This is a genomic window from Pseudoclavibacter sp. VKM Ac-2888 (genome assembly GCF_015351285.1).
Taxonomy (GTDB): domain Bacteria; phylum Actinomycetota; class Actinomycetes; order Actinomycetales; family Microbacteriaceae; genus Pseudoclavibacter.
Map to the genome: position 1 here is coordinate 41,783 of NZ_JADKSM010000003.1, position 22,745 is coordinate 64,527.

Sequence of the window (22,745 nt, forward strand, 5' to 3'; positions counted from 1 at the left end):
GCTATTCAGATAGTCACCAGCACTAGAGTCCTGCCAACCCCGGCGGCCGCAAATCTATCGTCGGCATCGCACCCGCATCCGCCCCGCGCTTCGCGAGCAGCTCGAGCATGTCTTCCTGCCGCGGCTGCCCGAGCGTGAGCCGGTACATCGTCAGCGCTTTCCGCAACCGCTCGTACTTCACCGCGTCGCGGCTGAGCGGGTACTGAGCGATCACACGGTGGATGCGCGCGTCTCCCGGGTACATCCACCACGGCGAGAACTCACCCAGGCCATTATCGACCCCCTCGGCCGCATCGAACGCGGCCCGCCAGGCGCGCGCATCCGTCGATGCGAGGGCATCAGCCCAGTGCGCGGCGGCGACGTTCTTGCGCACGGCGTGGCCGGCGAATCGGTTCACGCGCCCTTCACGCTGCTCGAAGTCGACGGGGTTCGACGGCAGGTTCCAGTGGACGACGGAGTGGCTCCACCAGTGGAAGTCGATGCCCTCCTGCCCGACGCTCGTCGAGGCGAGGACAAACGGCGCGAAGGGGCTGTTGAAGGCACCTCGCACGTCGCCCTGGCGGGCACCGCTCTTCGCGTCCGCGTCGGTGTTCTGCTTGCCGCCGTAGCGCAGCGCAAAGCGCGCCGTGAGGGGAATGTCGCCTCGTTCGAGGGTGGTGTCGTGGGCCACGTACCGGGCTGGGCGCAGCGTCATCGCCTCAACCGCGCGCCTGGCCAGAGCGAGCAGCTCATCGTCGCCCACCTCTGCCCCACCGTTCTCGCTGTGCAATTGGAAGAGGTACTCGTCGAGTACGGCGCGCAGGTTGCCGTCGGCGCAGTAGTCGAGCACGCGGCGCCACCGCGTTTCGTCTGGGTCGCGGGCACCCTCCCCGTTCCTGCCATACAGGGTCTCGAGCAACGCGATGCTCTCTGGCCGGTTGAAGAGCGAGCGGATCCCCTCCGCCAGCGCGAATGCCGCCAGCCATGCGCCGCCCTCAGTGACGAGGGGCCCGGCGACCGACCGGATCGCGCCGAGTGCCGCATTGCCTGGCCCGAATGCGGCAAGGCGGGCAAGGTCAGTTCCGCCAGCGCTCGGGTCCACCACTGCCCTGTGCGCGCGACCAGTCACCTCGTCGCTCGTCGCGCACGCGCGCGTTCGAGCGAGGTCAAGCGCCTCCGCGACGTGCAGCGTGAGCCCTTTGGAGCCACGTTCGATCCCGCGGAGTTCGCCATGGCCTTCGCCATCGTCGCCTGGGTCGTGCAGCTCGCGGATGAGACTCGACGCCGACGCTGAGGCGAGGTCGCTGGGCACGGCGCCGGGATAGACGAAGTAGGCGTTTGCCCCGGTCGCGGAGCTTCGCCCGGCCAGTCCGCGTCCGACGCGTTCGAGCAGCTCGTCTGCGCCGAGCAGCGTCCCAGCGGAGCCAGCAACCACGGATCCTGAGGCGCGTGCGCCGGCGAGCGGGTCGCCGATGCTCGCGAGGGCGGGATGCGGCCAGAAGAGCGCGAGCGTGGACATCGCTGCGGGGCGCTCGCCTTCGCTGAGGCTGTATGCGAGTCGTCGCGCGGCGACTGCCTTGCGCCCGTCGGCCGAGTTCTCGCGGAACAGCGAGCGTTCGCCGGCCATGCGTCGCTCAGCTTCGTAGCTGAGGAGTCCAGCGACGGCGCCCGGCACGGCGGACCAGGCCGAGAAGATGACCTGCTTCGTCACCGAGCCGTCGGCGAATGGCTCGTAGACCACGCCGGGGGTCACGTAGGGCATCGTCGGGGGCACCCACAGCAGCTGCCACCAGCCGCGACCGACGGTGTCGTCGGCGAGGGCCCTCAGGTGGCTGTTGCCGAGGTCGACTGGGTCGAAGCGACGCATCGCGTCCGGGTCGAGAGAGCGGGTCGCGGCCAGGGCAGCTGCGATGGCGGTGGGGTCGATGCTCTTTGCGCTGCGAGTGGATGCGCCGCTCCCGAACGCGGCGCCCCTGCCGGGCCCCGGGTGCTGGATCACCTGCGCGTCCTGCGCAACCGGGGCGTCGGCCCGTGCCGACGTGCTGGTGGGAGCCGCCGCGCCCGATGGCTCGGCCACCGTCATCACTTCGTTCCGAGCCGCATCCCGCGCCGCCGTAAGCCGGGCTGCTGGCTTGTAGCCGTCCATGAAGTTCGAGAAGTACGGGATCGACTTCCAGTACTCGAGGTCGATGGGCGCTTGGAGCGCACCGCCGAGCCTCTGCAGGGTCACCCAATCGAGAACGTCGGCGGCGGTCGGGTCCTGCGAGTCGAGGTGTCGGACCTGCACGAGGTCCTCGCGCTCGCCGAGCGCGGGCCGTTCCGAGCGAGTCATTACGGGGCGCAGCGCAAGTCCGACGGCGGTGGCAGCCACGGCGGCGTCTCCCCCGCTCGTGAGCGCGTGACGGTAAGACGCGAGGGCGTCCGCGATTGGCGCATCCGCACCCACCTGACCTCCCATGAGGAAGCGGATCGTCGCGAGGAAGTCGGCGCTGTGGTCCTCGTCGTCGTCGGCGTTGGTGAAGGGCTTGTACGGGGTGGCCGAGAGCAGCAGCACCTTCGCGGCCGGGTGCTGGAAGAGGGCGTCGGCGAGTTCGCCCGCTTCGCCGCTCTCGGGGTCCAGCAGGTGCTTGAAGCGCTGGAACTCGTCGAGGATGATGAGGTCGGGTTGCAGGGTGTCAACGCCGGCTTTGCCGAGCGCGTGGCGCAACTTCGCGATGGAGTTCTGCACTCGGTTCCAGATCTCCGACGGTATGCGCCTGAGGCCGCTCATCTCGTCTCGGAGCTGCTCGAAGCGGGCCAGCTCGCCTGACTGCTCGATGTCGGCGTGGAACGCAGTCGTGATGACCGCGTCTGGCGCATTGCCCAGCTCGCGTCCGAGCCAGTCGACGCGTCGCGCGAAGGCATCCGTGCTCTTGACTGTCCCGGTGAGCATCACTCGCGTCGCCCTGCGTTGCGCTGCGTCCGCCCCCGTCAGGTGGTCGAGCATCACGGCAAGCATGGCGCGCTCGTCGGCGTTGCCCTGCCGCCAGCCGCCGCCGCTGAAAGAAGTTCCGGGGGTGAAGGAGACGAGGTTGACCTTGGAGTTGCCGGCGTCGCCGCCGTCGAGTTTCTTGCTCTGCTTCGCGAGCAGCGTGAGCCGCGTGGTCATCTCGATCTGCGTCTCGCCCGTGACGTTGAGGCGCTTTAAGTTCTGTCTGGCGAGGTCCTGGTTGCTGCACACGTAGACGATGTCGATGCGTGGGATGCGCCTGCGCTCGAGTTCTTCGATGCTGCGTGCGACCACGCCCCGGGCGATGATGCTCTTCCCGAGGCCGGTCTCGTCCGCGACAAGGAAGCGCCCGGAGGCGGCGGCGCTGTCTGGACCGTAGAAGCGATCGATGACGTGGGCGACGGCGTCTCGCTGAAACCCCTTGAGTCCGTCCATCACGGCGTTGGCGTCGACGGCGCTCATGCCGCGGCTCCCGTGAGTTCGAGGTGCGCGGCCCACACCTGTTCCCAGAGGCTGTCGAAGCCTGGCGGCATCATGGCTTGGTCTTCGCCGTGGCTGGCGAGGTAATCGATGATGCGCTTCGCATCGGCGAGCCCGTCGTGTCCGGCGGCGACGGCGCGGAGGAGCGCTTCGAAGAGTCCGGCCCCCTCGACCACATCGCTTCCGGCCGCGGTGCCGAAGAAGCCCGTCGCCCCGGCCCCCGCGACGGTGGGCGTCGCGACGCCCGAGAGTTCGAGCAGGAGGGTGAGGAGCCGCACGAACGACGCCCGGTCGGTGAGCTGGCTGGCGATGATCGCGTCGCGCCGCTCGGCGATGTCTCCCGCGAGCTCTGCGACCACGATGGTGCTGCGTTCTCGTCCGTCGGCGTCGCGTGCGGTGAGCACCACGAAGGGGCTGATGTCGGTGAGCGCCACCTCGTCGAGCGTCTCGCCCTGCGGTTTGGTAAGGGTGGATGCGGCCCGCCGCAGGTCGGGCCGCGGCAGGAGGTGCCAGTGCAGCGTGGCTCCAGTTTTCGCGATGCGGCGTTCGAATGATGCCCGGTCGCCGTCGCCGACCTGGACGCGCATCGAGTACGGTCCGTCGCCGCCGATCTCGATGTGGATGCGGAGGCCGGCGAGTCCGCGGAGCAGGTGCTCGAGTCGAGCTTCGGCCGCTTCGTCTTCGGGCTCTGCTGCGCCGCCGTCGCTCTGGTAGGGCTCGGTGAGGTTGCCGAGGGCCGAGAGTGTGGCGTCGACACCGAGTACGGAGGTCTTGCCGATGAGCTCGACCATGACTTCCACGTTTGTCCCCCAGCCGGGGCTTGTGGCATTGGCGGAGCCGAGGAAGACGCGTGAAGTGTGGTCGCGGTCGACGATGACGATCTTCGCGTGGAGCCCAACGAGGCGGTCGGCCGCGCGCACGGGCGTGGCGGCGACGACCGCGGCGGCGGCCCCTGCGGTGGCGTCGGTGGTGTCGTCGTGGCCGGTCTCGATCTCGGCCGTGTCGTTGGCGGCTCCGTCGAGCACGCGCGTCTGCAGCTTCGAGCTGCTCAGCGTCGCGGGGTCGAGTCGGTCGATGGTCTCGGCGCGCGAGATGAGGTGCGTCTCACCCCAGAGCTTGCCGCGGAGTGCGGCGAGACCGTCGTCGGTGACGAACGGTGAAACCACGAGAGCTCTGCGCCCTGGCAGCTCTGGGCGGGTGGATGCGCCGACTCCGAACGCGTGGAACGCCAGGTCTCGAACGCCGGTCGGCAGTTCCCACTGGACGGTGCCCCAGCGGTCGGCGAGCGCGTCGATGCGTGCGATCCGGTCGGCGGCGACGGGGTGCACGGCGAGCTTCGGAAGCGTCTTGAGGAGAGTGACGAGCGGTTTGTTCTTGCGTCGCGCATCCAGCTTCTGGCCCGCCGGGGCAGGGGTGCCGTCGAGGCGCACGAGAGTGTCCCAGCTGCGGTCGGCGGTGAGGTTGCGGCTGGCGGAGAGGAACCGGTAGCTGCGGTGCTCGCCTGCCGCGTATTCGAGGTACCAGACCTTGGGGTGGAAGATCCCGCGGCGGGCAGTGACGGGGTGGAGCATCGGCTCGAGGAAGGCGACGAGCTTGCTGGTGGTGCCCATGGAGATCTCGCCGGCTTGCGCGAACACGTCGACGCGGTCTGCGGCACGGCGGATGGCGTTGAGGATGCCGAGCTGGTCGTCGGCGGCGCTCACCCGGTGCGAGGCGAAGCAGAGGGGAACCGTGAGTGCCGTGGCGAGGTCGAGTGTGAAGGTGGTGCCGACGGCGTGCACGAGTTCGTAGCCGGGTGGTGGGGCGAGCTGCTCGGTGAGTGCGGCCCTGGTCTGGGGTTCAAGCATCGTTCGCTCCGATCTGGGTGTTGAGGCCCGCGTGCAGGTCGACGAGCATCCGTCGCACGCTGTTCCACCGGTAGGCGAGGGCTCCCGCGCCGGACCCGCCGCTCCAGTTCACCAGGCGCTTGGCGTCGCCGATACGGGCTTGGGCGCCCTTGCTCTCGCGTTCGGACCTGGTGACGAGTGCCCTCGCTTCGCCGTTGTCGGCGAGGTCGCCGAGTGTGCTGTGTCGGAGAAGTGCGGTCCAGGCGGTGACGAAGCGGCGCGTGCGAGCGGGCACCATCTGCCCGCGCTGCAGTTCGACTCGGTGGATGAGCCCATCGACGCTCCAGGTTCTGAGGTCGACGTGCTCGGGGAGCCTGGTGGCCCAGGCGGTGAGGCGCTGCCGGTAGTGGTCGACTGGGTTGGTGACGGCGTCGTAGCCGGCGGCTTCGTAGGCTTCGGCGAGTATGAGGTTGTAGAGCAGTTGGGCGCCGTGGACGACGGCCGAGAATACGCGTGCGTGGTCAAGTACAGCGCGCGCGTCGCCGGTGGCCCGGAGCACGGCGGGGTCCTCCCAGGGTGCGCGGCTGTCTTCGCCGGGGCCGTCTTGAGTGAGGTGCGCGAGGAGTGTCCCGGGCGTCGTGGTGAGGATGCGTTCGCGAAGCCATTCGGCTTCGCCGCGACGGAGGGCGAACCCGCCAGGCAGCTCTTTCGGGAAGCCTGGCGGTGGTTTGGGGATGCTGGTGTGCCAGGCGCTGTGCTGCGTTCCGACTTCGTCGAGGTCTCCCCCGCCGTTAGCGGCAAGGTGCTCAGCGAGGGCGTCTGCTCGGGAGGCGCTGGGGTCGGTACGGATCTGGAGGCGGCCGAGGAGGCCCCAGTACATCGACGACGGGAGGGTGCGCACTGCCGCGCCGGCGGTCATACCGATGAGACCGCCGTTGTCGTCGGTCTTCCTGATTGCACCGATGAGCGTGCGCTCCAGGTTGTCGGCCTCGGCGGCAGGGTTGCCATGGGTGGATGCGCGTGCGTAGACCCACGGCACGAGCAGCAGATAGCGGGCTCGCGTGTGGAGGACGGAAGTACCGGGGAAAAGCATGTCGCCAAGCGGGTCGCGGATCGAACTGAGCCCGAGCTCGTCGCGACTTTCGCGGTCGGTGAACAGTCCGATGATGTCGCGCATGCGACGCTGCTCCTCGGAGGAAGCGTCGAGCCAGGCTACGAGGGAGGGCACCCGTTCATTGTGCCGTTGACTAGCCTGTCTTGAGTGGCTTTCCTCCGCGCCACTTGTCGAAAGGATGCTCATGAGCGACGTTCCGATGTGGCATGAGTTCATGGCGCCGACGCTTCGCGTTCTGAGCGATGGCAGGCTCCGCTCCGCGCGAGAGACCCGAGACGAGGCGGCGCGAGTTCTTGGCGTGACCGAGGAAGCGAAGCTCGAGGTCATCCCGTCCGGTCAGTTGCGTTGGGAGAATCGGGCTCTCTGGGCATTGTCGTACCTAGCTCGCGCCGGCGCGCTTGATCGACCAACGCGTGGCCAATACCGCATCACCGGCGAGGGACAGCAGTTGCTTGCCGGGCACCCCACGGGTATCGCGCAGAGCGCTTTGAAGGCCTGGAGCGAACGGCGCGGCGCGACGCTAGGGAGCACGCCCGCGGCCCATGCCACCTCCGCGGAGACGCCCCCTGACCTCGCGACATTGTCGCCCCTTGAGCAGGTCGAGGATGGCATCTCGAGCCTGCATTCGGCCGTTGCCTCTGAACTCCTGTCTAGGCTCCACTCGCAGCAGCCGCAGTTCTTTGAGCGCGCTGTGCTCGATCTATTAATGGCGATGGGCTACGGCGGCACTCAGGGGCGCGCGACGCCGACGCAGCTTTCTCGCGACGGGGGCATTGACGGTGTGATCGATCAGGATGCGCTTGGACTAAGCCGTGTGTACGTTCAAGCGAAGCTCTACGACCCCGGGGCTGCTATCGGGCGTCCCGCAATCCAGGGCTTTGTCGGCGCGCTGCATGGCCAGCAGGCGAACCAGGGGGTGTTCATCACCACGGCTCGCTACTCGCGTGAGGCGATCGACTACGCGGCGAATATCTCCACTCGGGTGGTGCTGATCGATGGCGAGCGTCTCGCGTCGCTGATGATCAAGTACCGCGTGGGCGTGCAGGTGCGCCAGCGATACGAGCTCGTCGAGCTCGACGAGGATTTCTTCGAGTAGCCAAGCTTTGTGAACCCATGCCACTCGCATTATTCTTGCGTCTTCCGCATGGGGATCGCCGCTCAGGAGAGAGCCCACTCGGCGAACGATCGCGCGGCACACTCGACCGCCTCGCAGCTGGTGTCGCATCATCAGATTCCCCCAAAGACTACTGCTATACCAGGGGCGACAGGAGAACTCAATCGGTGGCCAGCAATGCAGGCAGAGGATGCAGGTGCGGCCAGCCGTAGAATCGCTACCAGCAGAAGAGTCCTCGGACAGGCCTTTTCGACCTATCTGATGGCGGCGGTAATTACCTGTGTTCGAAGAAATCAAGAGAGAAGTTCAAGGGCGTTGAGACCCGCCGCACAAGGAAGCCACCACGCTCGGGGTAGGCGAGAACCAACGAGCGGAGAGCAACAGTTGAGCATGGGTCAGCTGCTCGCAAGCGACGAACTGCGTTCGCAGGCCAACGCGAATACCCGCGTCGACTTCGAGTTCTTACCGAGCATTAACGTCGAACTGAAAGACGCGACCTACGCGTCCGGCACCCAGCAGAATCGGGCATCTCGGCACCTATCTTGCATTCACGGGACTGGGATCGCGTCAAGAAAATGCTGCTCGCGATGAATATGAACGAGAAACGCAGCGAGCGAGCCTCCGATCCGCGCTGAGCCGGCGCGCCTGACGGCATCAGACGGCTTGCAAAAGCGAGCCAACAATCCATACGTGTTGCCGGAGCCACGAGCCATGGAGTCCTCAGCACCGCCGTGGGAGCGTCCTGCTTGAGCCATTGGGACTGTCTGCAGTTTTTGACGGCTGACCCCTGTTGGCTGTGGCCGCGAAACCAGGACCACACCTCCGAGTCCTGACAACAGAGTTACATGGCTTGCCGCTCCAGCTCACTACTGCCCGGCACTTTCGAAATCGACATTGACCTCCGCCAGGCCCGCCCCCGAACTCCACTGCCATCTGGCCCCAAGACCATCTGAGTACCGAATTTCTTCGACTGAGCGGTCTCCTGCAACCGTGAACGGCTCCAGAGCGTCGTCCTCCTGGACCGGGTGTGGAATTCTCTCCAGCTGTATCTTGCCGTTGATCTTGCTCTGCTGCACGAAGAACCTGCCCGGCGGCAGAACTTTCATGCGGAGCGACTGCTCTTGATCCTTGAAACACTTGGCGCGGACTTCCACGTCGAAGAACACCGCGTTGGTCGTGCTCTGGTTAGACACGACGATCCCGTATCGCGGCTCCAGCTCGCTGTAAGAAGCCGCCCACCAGGCAGCAACGCTTCCAGCAAGTTCTCGACGTTCGCGATCTCGATCGCGTGCATCGCGAGCCTGCTCCCGAGCATAGTTCCGCACATCCCGTTCCTGATCTCGGGCGTCTCGATCTCGCTCCATCGCGTGAGACTTGTCAGAGGCGTCCTTTGTCTCTTGCCGCGCCATCTCAGCGGTCCGGTTAGCGGCCAATGCGAACTTGATCGCGAAGATACTGAGCACAGTTCCCGCTAGTGCGGCAATTGCAGCCGCCCATTCAGCCCAAGATCCGAGTTCTAGCCCCACGAAAGTCATGACTGAAGATATCGCGAAGTGGAACCTGACCTAAATTAGGTACGCCATGGCACGAAAAACTTCTCCCGGGTGAAAATGCGCTAAATCGACGACCGCCCCGAGCCGTGGCAGGACACCCAGACCGGGACTCGCCGAGACCCTGGACCGAGAGGAGAAAGTGACTGCCGGGCATGCCCCGCAGTGGGAGATCTAGGAAGAACTTTCGTCTTCCGCGGTGTCACTTTGCACCTCGCGCCGCCCTGCGCGCCCGAAAAATGTCTTGAACGCTCCCGAGACACCGGATGCGGCGCCCTTCAGCGCATCTCCGGCCTGCTCCGCCGCGACTGCTGCCCGAGGTCGGTCCGCGACGCCGTCGCCGTCAATGTCCACTGCACGAAACGGCTGTGTGACCTGGTCAAGACCCTGCACGCCAGCCCGCCCAGCCGCGCGCACTCCAGCTACCCCGCTGGTGACCGCTCTGTCCCCCGTCTCAGCGACGGCTGTCCGCCATCTGCGCGCATCTGAAGACTCGTGATCGGCATCGAGGCCCACCCCGTCAAGGAACTGGACCACCGCGCCAGAGACCACGTTGCTAGACCGGACAGCGGCTGGCGCATCGAACGGGTTCAGCAAGACCTGGGAATTCGCCCGATCGACCGTCGCGCCCATCTGCGCGAGAAGCCGCATAGTCGTCCGCCCGACGAGTTCGATTCGGTTCGCGCGCGCCGCCGCGAGCCCAGCGCGATGAGCTTCCATGTCCGCCCCATTGCCATCCAGCACACGGTCAAGCTCCAGCACCCAGACCGCGTCCTGCAGCTGCATCGTGCGCGCAAGCACTGCCAGCCATTCCCGCACCCGAGGCTCCGCCTCCCGAGTCGCCTTTGCGGCCTCGCCGAGGTCAGCCTTCTCGGCAAGTTTCTCTGCGATGGTGCTGAGCTGGCGGATCGCATAGGCCTGCGTGCGAGCGATCGTGAACGCCGCCCCCTGCACCTTCGACCACGTCACCTCCGACACTCGGCCTGTGTGCTCGCGAACCGTCATCGCTTCTTCGACAATCACGTCAACGCCGACCATGTCCGCGAGTACCGCGTCAGTCTGAGCACGGAGGATGTCGTCGACCTTGTCGCTGATCTCCTCGAGATACTCGGTGATCTCGTCCATTTGTTGCTGCATGGCACGCTGCTGCATCATCGTGCCCAATGCGCTCAACGCGAACGGCCCGGCCAACAGCGTCGACGGGGTCTGGGCAATCTGTACCCAGTTCTTGATGTCGCCCGGCCTGCCGATCATGGCGTGGCTGACACCCGGGATCTTGGTCGGCGTCAGACCATACTTCTTGACCTTCGCCGCCGATTCGGCCGTGAGCTTCACCCAGCGACCTGAGTTCTCCAAAATGCTCGCACCAACTTGAGCGGCTGCACCAGCCGTGGTGGACGCCGACCAGACCGCTTGCAGCGAGAACTGGCGTGTCCGCTCACCTTGAAGGCTCGAGGAGACCAAGAAGCGGTCGATATCCGCATCGCGGCCGATGATGGTCAGACCGTCATTGTCACCGATGATCTCGAGCTCTTCGCCCATGGCCGACTCCTCAGAAGTGATCATGGCGTCCAGGCACGCCATTGCAGTACCGTACCGCGCCAATTCCAGCGGTGAAGTCATCCCATCGTTGGTAGGGGCGAGCTCGTGAAGTCAGCGCTGCCAGACAGGCGACACCGCGCATAGCGACGTAAGAAGTCAGCAGCCGCCGGGGCTCTTCCAAGACACAGAGCCCACCAGGGCTATCGCCTTGTCTGCGAAGTTGCGTACACGAGCCATGAGGGGATCACCCGCGATGCGTGAACGAAAATGTCCCCGCCGGCAAGAGCGCGATCAGTCCAGGTCATCCCGAACACCCCCACTCCGCTGCAGAGGGAGCGCGGACTCCGTGAGGCATGCACTCCGCGAGCGGCAAACCGTGGCCGCGCAAACCTTGTTCCCGCCGCACACGAAGCTCATCGTTGGCCACCGAACTATTAGTGCTAACGACATGGCTATTCCTAGTTTCGCCGATCCTAGATGCGGCTGCCGACACCCTCGAGGCTAGCGCCGACCACGGTCCGAACGTACCTCACACCCACCCACCCCAACTGTTCACCTCCGCGCCAATTTCCAGTCCACCGGTCTCGTAATTGCCGGTCACCTTCGCGAGTTTGCATACCGGTGTTCTCGAAATCCCGGGAGCATCCCTCGGAAGGACCCCGAACATGCGCCGTTCACCGCTCCTCGCCTTCGGCATCATGGGCGTCAGCGCCCTCGCCCTCACCGGCTGCCAGACGGCCGAAGCCACCGCGGACGACACGACGATCACCATCGCCACCATCCCCCTCGGCGAAGACCCCACGCAGGCGAACCCCATCGACGCCCTCGTCGATCTCCTCGAAGCCGAGACGGGCTACACGGTCGAGGTCACCGACGTGCCCGACTACCTCAGCGTCGTCGAAGCCATCCGCGCCGACCACGTCGACATGGGCATCATGAGCGGCTTCCCCTCCGCCCTCGCCGTGAACACCGGCGAGGTGGATGCGCTGCTCGCCTGGGAGGGCAGCGAAGACCCCGTCTCCACCTGCGTCGTCTTGAACGACTCCCCCGTGCAGGAGCTCACCGATCTTGAGGGCAAGACCGTCGCCTTCGCCGACCAGGCCTCCAGCTCCGGCTACTTCATGCCCGTCCACATGCTCCACGAGGCCGGCCTCGAGCAGGGCACCGACTACGAGGCGATCTTCGCCGGCGGACACGAGGGCTCCTTCGCGGCCCTCGAACAGGGCCAGGTCGACGCCGCCTGCACAGCCATCATGCTCACCGAACTCGGCGAACCCATGTTCCCCTTCGCCGATAGCGAGTGGCGCGGCGTCGGCGAGAGCGCACCCATGCCAGTCATGGGCAGCGTCCTCGGCAGCCCCGAACTCAGCGATGAGAAGCGCACGGTCATCCAAGACGCCATCCAGGCGGTCTTCGTCGAGGAGAACGCCGAAGCCCTCGGCGCCCTCGGCTCCGGCTTCATCGGCCTCCCCGTCTCCGTCGATCCCGACCCCTCCGTCTTCGATGGCTTCGTGGAGATCGCCGGCGTCGCTGGCGTGAAGCTCGAGGACCTCGAATGACGAACCTCGCCCCGGCAACCAGCGCCACCACTGCGCCGTCAGCAGCACCCACCACCAGCGACATGGATGCGCTCACCCGCCTCCCCCTCGTCACCGTGCGCGACCTCCGGGTCGCCTGCGACGAGACGACCGTGCTCGACGGCGTCGACCTCGACCTGCACCCCGGCGAGATGGTCGCCCTCCTCGGCGCGTCCGGCTCCGGCAAGTCGACGCTCATGCGCAGCCTCACCGGCTTCGCCCCCATCACGGGCGGCACGGCCCGCGTCGCCGGGCACGACGTCACGAACCTCCGCCGGGGCGAACTGCGGCAGTTGCGCGCAGGCGTCGGGCAGGTGTTCCAGCAGTTCAACCTCATCCCCCGCCTCAGCGTGCTCACGAACGTGCTCACCGGCGCCCTCCACAGCGCGGGCCCCATCAACCTCGTCGGCGGCTTCAGCAGCGAGCACCGCAGACGCGCGATGGAACTCCTCGACCGCGTCGGCATCGCCCACAAGGCGAAAGACCCCGCCCGTTCGCTGAGCGGCGGCCAGCAGCAGCGCGTCGCCATCGCCCGCGCCCTCATGCAGCAGCCGCGCGTGATCCTCGCCGACGAACCCGTCGCATCCCTCGACCCGAAGCTCGCCGACTCCGTGCTCGAACTGCTGCGCGACATCGCCACCCGCGACGGCATCCCTGTACTCGTCAGCCTCCACGTGCTGCCCCTCGCACTCCGCCACACCGACCGCATCATCGGCCTCCGCCACGGCGAGATGCTCGTCTCAGCCCCCACCGGCGCGCTCGATGCCGAGAAGCTCTCCGTGCTCTACGACGCCGAGGAGGCCCACGATGACAACCACCGCGCCTAAGCCGCCCCGCGCATCCACGGCCCCCTCGCTCACGACCGCCGAACGCGACCGCCTCGAACGGGCCTTCTCGGTCCCGCGAGCGCGCTTTCTGCTCGGCATCCCCGTCGCCATCACCGTGCTGCTCTGGTCGTTCGCGGGCGCAGAGTTCAACTTCTCGAAGCTCGGCGACGGCGCCATCAACATGGGCGAGTTCCTCTCGCGCCTGTTCCCGCCCGACTTCTCGAAGTTCGGCACGATCTTCTCGCTCCTCATCGAGACCCTGCAGATGGCCATCGTCGGCACCGTCCTCGGGGCCGTGCTGTCGCTGTTCATGGCGTTCGCCGCATCGTCGAACATCGCCCCGAAGTGGGTGTACTACCCGGCCCGCTGGGTCATGAACATCATCCGCTCGGTGCCCGACCTCGTGTTCGCGCTCATGTTCGTCTCCGCGGTCGGGCTCGGCCCGTTCGCCGGCATCCTCGCGATGACGCTCGGCTCGATCGGCTCCATCGGCAAGGTCTACGCCGAGGCCATGGAATCCGTCGACCGCGGGCCCATGTCCGCCATGCAGGCGGTGGGGGCGTCCCGGCGCCAGCTCATCCAGTACGGGGTGCTCCCGCAGGCCGCACCGCTCCTCGTGTCGTACACACTGCTGCTCTTCGAGGGCAACGTGCGCGGCGCCACCATCCTCGGCCTCGTCGGGGCAGGCGGCATCGGCCTCGAACTCACCACGGCGATGAAGATGTACGACTACGGACACCTCAGCGCCATCATCATCTGCATCATCGTGCTCGTCACGCTGATCGACCAGGGCAGCGCCCTCATCCGAAAGCGACTCACATGACCACCACGCTCGACATCACCCTCTCCGCACCCGTCAACCTGCGCGACCTCGGCGGCACCCCCATCGCCGGCGGCCCCCTCCGCGAGGGGCTCGCGATCCGCGCCGACGACCTGTCCGTCATCACCGAAGCGGATGCGCGCGAGCTGACCGCGGGCGGGCTCGCCTCGGTCATCGACCTCCGCACCGCCGACGAGGTCGCCCTCACGGGTCGGGGCCCCCTCTCGGCGCACCCCGTCGCCTACCACCACCTGCCCCTCATGGGCAGCGTCGGCGGCGGGCTGCCGACCGCCGACGAGCACGGGAGCGCGCACGCCGGCATGGGCGAGATGTACGCGCTCATGGTCGAGTCGGCCGCGCCGCAGCTCGCCGCGGCGCTCGGCATCATCGCCGTCTCCCCCGGCGCCACGGCCTTCCACTGCGCGGCCGGCCGCGACCGCACGGGCGTGCTAGCCGCCATGCTGCTCCTCGCGCTCGGCGCAGCAGACGACGACATCGTGCGCGACTACGCGAAGACCGACGCCAACATGGGCGCGATTCTGGCCCGCATCGGCCCCACCATGAGCGTGCTGCTCGCGAAGTTCGGCATGGACCTCGAGGAGGTGTCGAAGCTCAACGGCTCCCTCACGGGCGACGCCGAACCCATGGACGTGTCGATGCGCATCCTCCTCGCCCGCCTCCGCGAGCGCCACGGCGACCCGCTCGCGCCGCTGCGAGCGGCGGGGCTCACCGACGCGACGATCGCGCAGCTCCGCGAGCGGGCCGCCGCGTGACGACCACCGCACCCGCTTCGGCGCCCGCATCCATCGAAACGGATGTGGGCGCCTCGGCGCGCTCAGCGGGGTCGGCAGCGTCGGCAGCGTCGGCAGCATCGGCAGATCTCGACACTCGCCGGGGCCCTGGGCGGCCTCGCACGGAGGAGCTCGACGGGCAGATCCTCGCCGCCACGCTTGCCATCATCGACGCCGACGAGGCCGTCACCGTGTCGAGGGTCGTGGAGCGGAGCGGCGTGAGCCGGGCCGCCCTCTACCGACGGTGGCCGTCGATGACGCTCCTGATCGCGGCTGCGCTCGACGTCGGGCGCACGATTCCCCCGACGCTGGGCAAGCCCGGCGACCTGCGGGCCGGCATCGTCGACTTCCTCATGGGCGCATCCGCCGACCTCGACGAGACCAGCTACCCCGACCAGCGGTTCCGGCAGCGCATCCGGCTCGTCATGAGCGACCGGGAGCTGCAGCAGGCGTACTGGGAGTCGCACGTCTCCGTGCGCCGCCGACCCATCGAAAATGCCCTCCGCGCCGGCATCGCCGAGGGGTCGCTGCGCGCAGACCTCGACGTCGAGGCGTGCTTCGACCTCATCGCCGGCATCTTCTACTATCAGCTCGTCGTCCGCGGCTGCCGCTTCGACGACCCCGCCGCGCGAGCGCGCTGCCGGGCCGGCCTCGAGGTGGCGTGGCGCGGGATGGAGGCGTAGCAAGCCTCCCCACTTGACCCCGCCCCAACGTCATAGTTTCTGCTTGACCGCATGAACCTTCTGCCGGTCACGTACCTCGCGTCGCATGTCCTCTCCCTGCTCGGCAACTCGATCGCCGGCATCGCCCTCCCGCTCATCGTGCTCTCGACGACGGGCAGCGCCCTCGGGGCCGGCACGGTCGCGGCGGCCACCGCCATCCCGGCGGTGCTCGCGGGCCTCTTCATGGGCGTCGTCATCGACCGCATCAACCGGCGCACCTCGTCCGTCGTCACCGATCTCATCTCGGCCGCCTCGATCGCCGCGCTCCCGATCATCGACCTCGTCTCCGGGCTCAACCTCGGCTGGTTCGTGCTCTTCGGCATCATCGGATCCCTCGGCGACGTGCCGGGCATGACCGCCCGCGAAGCGCTCCTCCCCGCCATCGTCCGCCACGGCGGCATCAGCACCGAACGCCTCATGGGCGTGCGCGAGAGCCTCAGCGCCGTCGCCATCTTCATCGGCCCAGCTGCGGCCGGCACCCTCATGGTGCTGTTCGACGGCTCCACCGTGCTGTGGATCACCGCCGCCACCTCCCTCCTCGCCGCCCTCATCACCCTGCTCATCCCGCGGGCGGTCGGCGTGATCGTCGCCGACGACGGATCGCGCGCATCCACCCCGACGGGCACCGGATGGACGCAGCTGCGCGACGGCTGGCGGGCCCTGTTCCGCAGCCCGTTCCTCGTCGCCACCACGGCGCTCAGCCTCGTGTCGGTGTTCGTGCTCGCCGGGCTGCAGGGACTCGTGCTGCCCGTCTACTTCACGCTGGTCGAGCAGCCGGGACTGCTCGGGTTCGTGCTCAGCGCGCTCGCCCTCGGCATGCTCGTCGGCGGCGGCACGTATGCGGTCGCCGGCACGCGCGGCCCACGCCGCGCCTGGTTCGTGGTCGGCATGATGGGCACGACCATAGGCATCGGCCTCATCAGCCTCCTCACCTCGGTCTGGGTCGTGTTCGCAGGCGCTTTCGTCATGGGCGCCGCGAGCGGCCTCTTCGGCAGCCTCATGGGCGCGCTCATGATCGAGCGCATCCCCGAGCAGCTGCGCGGCCGCATCATGGGCACCCAGAACGCCCTCACCACGGCGGCCCCGTCGCTCGGCATCATGCTCGCGGCCGTGCTCACCGAGTACACCAACGTCAACATCGCCGCACTGGCGCTGCTCGGGGCGTGGGGATGCGCGTTCCTCTACGGCCTCGTCGCCCGCCCGCTTCGTACACTGGAACCCCAGTCAACGAGCGCGAGCGCGGGTGGTGTGCGGTGAACAGCAGCGAGCTCGCCCGTCGCGCCGGGGTCACGGTGCGCGCCCTGCGGCACTACCACCAGGTCGGGGTCCTGGATGAGCCGCCTCGCTCCTCCAACGGGTACCGACAGTACGGGGTGCACCACCTGATCAGGGTGCTGCGCATCCGCCGCCTCTCCGCGCTCGGGATCGCGCTCGAGGATATGCCGCGTCTCCTCGACGAGCACGGCGCCGAGGCGCCAGCGGTGCTCGACCGTCTCGACGCCGAGCTCGCGGCCCAGATCGACCGCCTCACCGCGCAGCGCGCGCTCATCGCGCAGCTGCGACACCTTCCGACCACACCGGACCTGCCGCCGGAGCTCGCCGCGTACATGGGCACGCTCGCAGGCCACCTCTCCCCCGAGCTCGAGCAGATGGACCGCGACCAGACGGTGCTGCTCGCCCACCTCGTCGGCGAGGAGGGCATGCCGCACCTGGTCGGGTACTACGAGCAGCTCAGCGACCCCGCGCTGGTGCCGCAGATCGTGGCCATCACGGCTGACTTCCACGGGCTCGGTGAAGAGACGAGCGAGGCGGCATTCGACGACTTCGTCGAGCGATTCGTGGCGACCTTCGCGCAGGTCGTCGACTCGCTACGGACGGATGCGCCAGACCTCGACCTGTCGGACGCGGCCGGCCTCTTCGACGAGTACTCCGAGTCGGTGCTCAACGCGACGCAGCAGCGCGCGCTCGCGCTCGTCGGGGAGCGGCTGGACGGGTCAGATGCCGATGCCGAAGCCCGGGACCCCGCTTAGAACGCCTCACAGCTTCCCGTACGCCTTCATCGCGTCGGTCAGACCCCGCGCGAGGATGTCCTTGCCGAAGGCGTCGGAGTTCTCGTCGAACTCGCCCTCCAGCTCGAGGTCGGCGTTGAGCGTCAGCGTGAGGTCATCGAACCTGGCGACGTAGCGCCCCGATGCGCCGGCCTGGAAGAACACCTCGACCTCGACGCCGCTCACCTCGATGAGTTCCGAGAGCTCGTCGGCCTCGGTCGGCCCATCCACCCACAGCAGCAGCGTCGGCGCCGACTTCATGCCGTCGCGCCACTCGCAGTCAGGGTCGGGCGAGAGCGTCTGCCCTGACGACGGCGACACGAACCCCGCCGCCTCCAACGTCTCGTCGGAAATCGCCGTGCACGGGTCGATGTCCGCGTAGCCCGACTCGACGAGCGCCTCATCCGGGGTCACCTCGACGCCGTTGCGCGTATAGGTCACGTCGCTCACGCATCCCACGAACCCGCCGAGCGACACGGCGGATGCACTCAGCACGGCCAGCAGACGCGTCGCTCTCATGAACCCGAGCCTAGAGAACAGCCCTGCTGGCCACAATCATTCGATGCGCCCTGCAAGCAGCGTCACCCAGGTGCGCAGGCAAGGATGCCCCGGCAGCCGCGACGACCGGATGTGCCCCGAACGGGGGTCACCGCCAGTCGGCCATGGCGATCGCGAGGGCCTTGCGGGCCCGGGCGATCAAACCGCGGACGGTGCTCACGGGCAGCTCGAGCTCCTCGCCGATGTCCTGGTAGCTCATCGACTCCAGCTCGCGCATCACCCAGCACCGCCGCTGCTGCTCGGGAAGCCGCGACAGCGCGATGTGCAGGGCGGCGGAGAGCAGCGCAAGCTGAGCGTTGGTCGTCGGCGACTGCGTGTCCGACGCGGCATAGTCGCCGTCTTCGACGCTGTCGTGCTCGCGTCGGCGCCTGAGCACGTCGACACTTCGGGATGCGACGATGCGCAGCATCCAGGACCGCACTGCGGCCAGATCCTTGAGCGTCGAGATCTTGGTCCACGCGTCAGCGAGCGACTCCTGCACCACGTCGTCGGCTTCGGCGTCGGAGCCGAGGCGACGCCGCGCGCAGACGTACATGAGGGTCCGGTACCGCTGCACGAGCAGGTCGAAGGCGCGCGCGTCACCGAGCGAGGCGAGGCCAGCGAGGAACTCATCGCTGTCGTCGGCGTCCGCCACACTCCGGAACTGTGCGAGGGCCTGCGAGCGACCGCGGGTCTTCGTTCGGGATGCAGCGGATAGCTCCCGTGGAGAGTCAAGGGCAAGCATGGACACGGACCTCACCTCCGGCTGCCCGACGTGAGGTCAGACGCGCCACTCTTGGAGGGCTCCCCACTCCTTCGAGTGGCCCGCGGAACCCGGGCGCATCGCCGCGCCTGCCATCCATTCGGAGCGGACGAGAGATGGGATTGCGAGCCTTCGAGTGCTGATGCGTGACCGTGACCTCCGGTTGCGCTGGCCCAACTCAGATCGTCGTTTGGCTTGCTCCTCGGGATTAGTTAGTTAGACTAGCTATATGTCCGATACGAGCGTCGACCACGAAGTCGAGAACCGACAGGTAACCCCCGCCGACGGCTTCTGGGACGCCTACCAGCGCAGCACGATGCCACGAGAGGCCATCGCCATCTGCGGCGTGGTGGTCATCATCAGCACCGGAATCGCCACGGCGATCTCCACCTTCTTCTAGGCGCGACGGGACTCGCCGGAGCGACTGGCCAGAGGCGGAGCCTGAGCAAACGGCCGCCCCTCAGCGACGAGCCAGAGACGGATCTTGAGCAACCGGCCGAGCGGCGAGAGCCGAAACCTGAGACGGGGGTTAGACCGCCGTCGCGAACACGACGACGTTCTTGTCGTAGTGGCCCACGTCGCGGTCGAAGTAGCCGCCGCATGTGATGAGGCGTAGCTCGTCGCCCGGCACCGCGCCGAAGACGCGCGCCGTTGGGAACTCGGCCTTCTCGACCGTGACGACCTCGGTGACCTGATAGCTGGTGACGCCGCCTTCGACATCACTCACGCTCACCACATCGCCAGCGGCGAGCTCGTCGAGCCGGAAGAACGCGGCGGGGCCGGCGAGACCGTCGACGTGGGCCGCGATGACCGTCGGCCCCCGACCGCCAGGCTTGCCGCCACCCGTGAACCAGCCGATCTCGTCGAAGTCCACGGGCACCTCCATCTTGCCGTCGGCGGCGATGCCGAGGTCGATGAGCGTGTCCTCGACACCGATCGCCGGGATCGACACCGCCGTAGGGGCGACGCCTTCCTGGAGCACCTCGACGCCACCCGCTGGGGGCGCCGCCGGAGACTCGACCTGCGCCGGCGCGGTCGCCTCCGGAGCGGATTCGGGAGCGGACTCCGGAGCGGACTCGACCGCAGTCGTCGAAGGCTGGACGCCCTCGGGAGGCGAAGCGTCCCCGCTCGGGGCGGCCGCGCATCCGCTCACGAGGAGCGCGGCCGCAACGACGAGCACCGGGACGCGCAACGCGCGCCCCGGCGCCCGAGAAGAGTTCCTGGTCACTGACCCGCTGCGCGAGCCTTGCGCGCAACCGCGAGCCCGGCGACGCCGGCAACGGCGAGGCCACCGAGACCGAGGAAGCTGAGCGTCATCGCGTCGAGGCCACCAGCGGCTGCGGCTCCGCCGGCACCCGTGTCGACGCCGCCGACCGGAACCTGCACGAGCTGGCCGCGGACGACGCCGGCCTTGAAGTCAGCCGTGTGCGAGTCGCCCGTGAAGCCGGCCGGGTTCGCCTCGATCTGCTTGAGCGTGAAGCCCTCACCCGTGTCCGTGCCGGCGTCCGAGTTGAGGCCCGTCGTGAACGGGCCCTCGAGGCATCCGCTGCTCGTGCGCGTGCCATCACCGTTGTCGGTGGGGTTCGGGAAGGCGATGCGCGGCGGGCCGGCCTGGCCTTCGGCAGCCTCGTGGATGTGCGTGGCGGTCTTCGCGGGGCTCTCGTACTCGCCCGTCACTCCCGTGAGGGTGATGTCGTAGCAGATGATGTTCAGGTCCGAGTTGATGCGGAAATCGAACTGGCCCATCGCCCCCGGCTCACCCGGGGTCACAACACCGTCGTTGTTGATGACCGCATCCGGAGTCGCCATGACCGTGTAGGCGCTCGTGAACGAGTCCGGCTCGGCGACCTCCGTCTCAGCGGTGGCGGGAGCTGCGGCGACAAGGGCGATGGCGGCGGCAGCTGTGGCGCCGAGGGCGAGCGACTTCGCGAACGTGTGCTTGGGCATGAGGGGTGCCTTCCTGCTTCGCAGCTCCCCGATGGAGCCGTCGTACAAGGGCATACGGCGGCGACCCGTCCCGCGTTCATCGGACTTCGAACTTTTTCTGACGAAGATTTCGGGAAGCCCCTGAACGCTGGACCCGATCCGGCGGTACTCCCCTGTACCAACCCGAGTTGGGGTATACCAACCCGAGTTGAGTCACCGGAGGGAGCAGCCGTGAGCACTGCCGTTATCGTTGACCGCGCACGGTGGTCGACGACGAGAGGACACGCCCGTATGGCGGATGCGCCCCACTCGTTCGACCTGCACTCGGCGTTCCGCGACCACGGCAGCGTGCTCCTCGGCTTCACCGTCAACGCCCTCCGCGACCGGCCGCTCGCCGAGGACTGCGTGCAGGAGACCTTCCTCCGAGCCTGGCGCGCCCGAGACAGCTTCGACCCCACCAAGGGCGGCGAGCGGACCTGGCTCTTCGCGATCGCCCGCAACGTCATCTCCGACGCGCTGCGAGCCCGCGACCGGCTGCCGCGCAGCGCAGCCTCCGAAGCATCCACCGCTTCCGCGGACCTCCCCGCCGAGATCCCGGACCCGCTGACCGGGCTCGGCCTCACGGAAGCGCTCGCCCGCCTGCCGGACGAGCAGCGGGAGGCGATCGTCGCCATCCACCTGACCGGGTACAGCTACGCTGAGTTCTCCGCCCGCTGCGGGGTGCCCGTCGCCACTCTCCGCACCCGCGTCTTCTACGGCCTCCGCGCCGTCCGCGGCCACCTCGACGAACCTGGAGGAGCTCGTGACTGACCACAACGCAGACCGCCGCGGCGAGCTCATCGCCGCCGCCCTCGTCGGCGAACTCAGCGCAGTCGAAGCCGCCGAGTTCGAGCGGATGCGCGCTTCCGACCCCACCATCGACGCCGAGCTGGCCGAGCTGCGCGCCCTGACGGGACAGCTCTCCGACCATCCCGAGTGGCTGGATGCGACGCCCAGCGATGAGCTTCGTGACGCCGTGCTGGCCTTCGGGACTGTCGACGGCGGTGCCGATGGTCCTCAATCGGGTGACCGTGACCGTGACCGTGGCAGTGGCAGTGACCGTGACGCAGAAGCGCAGGCCGCGCCGGTCACGCCACTGCGTCGCCGGCGCTTCGGCGGCGCCCTGCTCGCCGGAGTCGCCGCCGTCGGCCTCCTGGTCGGCATCGTCGGCGGCTTCTTCCTCCCCCGCCCCGAGACGCCGCCGCCCGTCGGCGACCCAGGAACGCTCGGCGCCGTCGAACCCGTCGACTTCCAAGGCGAACCCGCCGGCGTCGAGATCGACGGCAGCGTCGTCGCGCACACCTGGGGCACCGAGACCCTCCTCACCGTCACCGGCCTGCCGAGCGGCGAGTTCTACTCGGTGGTCGTCGTGGATGCGACCGGAGACGACGTCGGATCAGGGACCTTCCTCGGCTCCGAGGTCGAGATCAACTGCGCCGTCAACGCTGCAGCGCTGCGCGAAGAGGTCACGAGCGTCGAGATCCGCGGGGAAAGCGGCGACGTCGTCGCCGCTGCCGCGCTCCCGCGAGTCGAGGGGTAGCTTCCGGGGCTGGCAATGCCGGGGCGAGCGCTTTCGGGGGCGAGCACTGCCGGAGCAGGTGCCTTCGGAGCTGGCACTTTCGGGGGTGGGCACTGCCGGGGCAGGCACCTTCGGGGCAGGCGCTGCCGGGGCAGGCACCTTCGGGGCAGGCGCTGCCGGGGCAGGCACCTTCGGGGCAGGCGCTGCCAGGGCAGACACCTTCGGGGCAGACACTTTCGGGGACGGGCACTGCCAGGGCAGACACCTTCGAGGGCAGGCGCTTTCGGGACGGGCATGTCCGGGACCGGAGGGGTCCGGCGCGAGTCGGGAGGAATCCAGGCCGGCTGTCTATCGCCAGACGTGCCTGGGATAAAGCTCGGGCCCACTGTCGGTGGCACGTGGTCTGCTGAGCCGAGAGGCGGGCCCGCGTGGCAGCCCGGGCGCTCCCTCCGGCGACGTGAGATGGAGCGCGTGCCGGTGGCACCGGGGCGTACCTGGTTAGAACCTCCACTTGTGCATTCGAAACTAAGGACTAATTTCTTGGGAAAAGTCCTGTTCAAATGTTGATTGAACCGGGCCAAT

The 22,745-nt window shown here is 68.0% G+C and carries 20 protein-coding genes; 11 read left to right on the top strand and 9 right to left on the bottom strand.

What is annotated here, in order from left to right; translation table 11 throughout:
* Positions 1–22: 22 nt before the first annotated feature.
* From ITJ61_RS17575 to ITJ61_RS17585, 3 genes are read right to left on the bottom strand one after another with little or no spacing between them, the layout of a single operon-like run.
* Positions 23–3,430, bottom strand: a complete 3,408-nt coding sequence (locus ITJ61_RS17575) for a helicase-related protein (RefSeq protein ID WP_194686988.1) — start codon at positions 3,428–3,430, stop codon at positions 23–25.
* On the bottom strand, positions 3,427–5,295 hold the full coding sequence (locus ITJ61_RS17580; protein WP_194686989.1) for a phospholipase D family protein: 1,869 nt from the start codon (positions 5,293–5,295) through the stop codon (positions 3,427–3,429). The genes ITJ61_RS17575 and ITJ61_RS17580 overlap by 4 nt, the downstream gene beginning before the upstream one ends.
* Positions 5,288–6,502, bottom strand: coding sequence for a DUF6361 family protein (locus ITJ61_RS17585; protein ID WP_194686990.1), 1,215 nt, complete (start codon positions 6,500–6,502; stop codon positions 5,288–5,290). Before ITJ61_RS17585 ends, ITJ61_RS17580 begins: the two co-directional genes overlap by 8 nt.
* Before the next feature lie 70 nt (positions 6,503–6,572).
* Between ITJ61_RS17585 and ITJ61_RS17590 the strand changes: the two genes are divergently transcribed.
* Positions 6,573–7,484: a restriction endonuclease gene (locus ITJ61_RS17590; protein ID WP_194686991.1), complete on the top strand. Its 912-nt coding sequence runs from the start codon at positions 6,573–6,575 to the stop codon at positions 7,482–7,484.
* A gap of 884 nt (positions 7,485–8,368) precedes the next feature.
* Here ITJ61_RS17590 and ITJ61_RS17595 read toward each other — a convergent pair.
* On the bottom strand, positions 8,369–9,037 hold the full coding sequence (locus ITJ61_RS17595; protein WP_146081306.1) for a hypothetical protein: 669 nt from the start codon (positions 9,035–9,037) through the stop codon (positions 8,369–8,371).
* A 189-nt stretch (positions 9,038–9,226) separates the two neighbouring features.
* On the bottom strand, positions 9,227–10,675 hold the full coding sequence (locus ITJ61_RS17600) for a hypothetical protein (protein WP_194686993.1): 1,449 nt from the start codon (positions 10,673–10,675) through the stop codon (positions 9,227–9,229).
* Between the two features lie 584 nt (positions 10,676–11,259).
* Here ITJ61_RS17600 and phnD point away from each other — a divergent pair.
* From phnD to ITJ61_RS17635, 7 genes are read left to right on the top strand one after another with little or no spacing between them, the layout of a single operon-like run.
* Positions 11,260–12,153 carry a phosphate/phosphite/phosphonate ABC transporter substrate-binding protein gene (phnD, locus tag ITJ61_RS17605; protein ID WP_194686994.1) on the top strand — a complete coding sequence of 298 codons (894 nt, stop codon included), beginning with the start codon at positions 11,260–11,262 and terminating at the stop codon, positions 12,151–12,153.
* A complete protein-coding gene (locus tag ITJ61_RS17610; protein WP_194686995.1) occupies positions 12,150–12,998 on the top strand; it encodes a phosphonate ABC transporter ATP-binding protein in 849 nt (282 codons plus the stop codon). Before phnD ends, ITJ61_RS17610 begins: the two co-directional genes overlap by 4 nt.
* Positions 12,979–13,821: a phosphonate ABC transporter, permease protein PhnE gene (gene phnE, locus ITJ61_RS17615; protein ID WP_194686996.1), complete on the top strand. Its 843-nt coding sequence runs from the start codon at positions 12,979–12,981 to the stop codon at positions 13,819–13,821. The genes ITJ61_RS17610 and phnE overlap by 20 nt, the downstream gene beginning before the upstream one ends.
* A complete protein-coding gene (locus ITJ61_RS17620) occupies positions 13,818–14,591 on the top strand; it encodes a tyrosine-protein phosphatase (RefSeq protein WP_104298398.1) in 774 nt (257 codons plus the stop codon). Before phnE ends, ITJ61_RS17620 begins: the two co-directional genes overlap by 4 nt.
* Positions 14,588–15,292 carry a TetR/AcrR family transcriptional regulator gene (locus ITJ61_RS20405; protein WP_323744402.1) on the top strand — a complete coding sequence of 235 codons (705 nt, stop codon included), beginning with the start codon at positions 14,588–14,590 and terminating at the stop codon, positions 15,290–15,292. The genes ITJ61_RS17620 and ITJ61_RS20405 overlap by 4 nt, the downstream gene beginning before the upstream one ends.
* Before the next feature lie 51 nt (positions 15,293–15,343).
* On the top strand, positions 15,344–16,588 hold the full coding sequence (locus ITJ61_RS17630) for an MFS transporter (protein WP_194686997.1): 1,245 nt from the start codon (positions 15,344–15,346) through the stop codon (positions 16,586–16,588).
* On the top strand, positions 16,585–17,361 hold the full coding sequence (locus ITJ61_RS17635; protein ID WP_194686998.1) for a MerR family transcriptional regulator: 777 nt from the start codon (positions 16,585–16,587) through the stop codon (positions 17,359–17,361). Before ITJ61_RS17630 ends, ITJ61_RS17635 begins: the two co-directional genes overlap by 4 nt.
* A 6-nt stretch (positions 17,362–17,367) precedes the next feature.
* Here ITJ61_RS17635 and ITJ61_RS17640 read toward each other — a convergent pair whose 3' ends face one another.
* Both ITJ61_RS17640 and ITJ61_RS17645 read right to left on the bottom strand, forming a co-directional pair.
* On the bottom strand, positions 17,368–17,898 hold the full coding sequence (locus tag ITJ61_RS17640; protein WP_194686999.1) for a hypothetical protein: 531 nt from the start codon (positions 17,896–17,898) through the stop codon (positions 17,368–17,370).
* Positions 17,899–18,025: 127 nt separating this feature from the next.
* Positions 18,026–18,571: an RNA polymerase sigma factor gene (locus ITJ61_RS17645; RefSeq protein WP_194687000.1), complete on the bottom strand. Its 546-nt coding sequence runs from the start codon at positions 18,569–18,571 to the stop codon at positions 18,026–18,028.
* 337 nt (positions 18,572–18,908) lie between these two features.
* On the opposite strand from ITJ61_RS17645, the gene ITJ61_RS17650 reads away from it, so the two are divergent.
* A complete protein-coding gene (locus ITJ61_RS17650) occupies positions 18,909–19,079 on the top strand; it encodes a hypothetical protein (RefSeq protein ID WP_194687001.1) in 171 nt (56 codons plus the stop codon).
* Between the two features lie 129 nt (positions 19,080–19,208).
* Here ITJ61_RS17650 and ITJ61_RS17655 read toward each other — a convergent pair whose 3' ends face one another.
* Together ITJ61_RS17655 and ITJ61_RS17660 are read right to left on the bottom strand one after the other, a co-directional pair.
* A complete protein-coding gene (locus ITJ61_RS17655; protein WP_258067493.1) occupies positions 19,209–19,907 on the bottom strand; it encodes a class F sortase in 699 nt (232 codons plus the stop codon).
* The gene (locus ITJ61_RS17660; RefSeq protein WP_104240657.1) at positions 19,904–20,626 is read right to left on the bottom strand and encodes a CHRD domain-containing protein; all 723 of its coding nucleotides are present in this window, start codon (positions 20,624–20,626) and stop codon (positions 19,904–19,906) included. The genes ITJ61_RS17655 and ITJ61_RS17660 overlap by 4 nt, the downstream gene beginning before the upstream one ends.
* Before the next feature lie 210 nt (positions 20,627–20,836).
* Here ITJ61_RS17660 and ITJ61_RS17665 point away from each other — a divergent pair, with 210 nt between their 5' ends.
* Positions 20,837–21,415, top strand: a complete 579-nt coding sequence (locus ITJ61_RS17665; RefSeq protein ID WP_323744403.1) for an RNA polymerase sigma factor — start codon at positions 20,837–20,839, stop codon at positions 21,413–21,415.
* Positions 21,408–22,184 carry a hypothetical protein gene (locus ITJ61_RS17670; protein ID WP_194687002.1) on the top strand — a complete coding sequence of 259 codons (777 nt, stop codon included), beginning with the start codon at positions 21,408–21,410 and terminating at the stop codon, positions 22,182–22,184. Before ITJ61_RS17665 ends, ITJ61_RS17670 begins: the two co-directional genes overlap by 8 nt.
* The last annotated feature ends 561 nt before the right edge of the window (positions 22,185–22,745 follow it).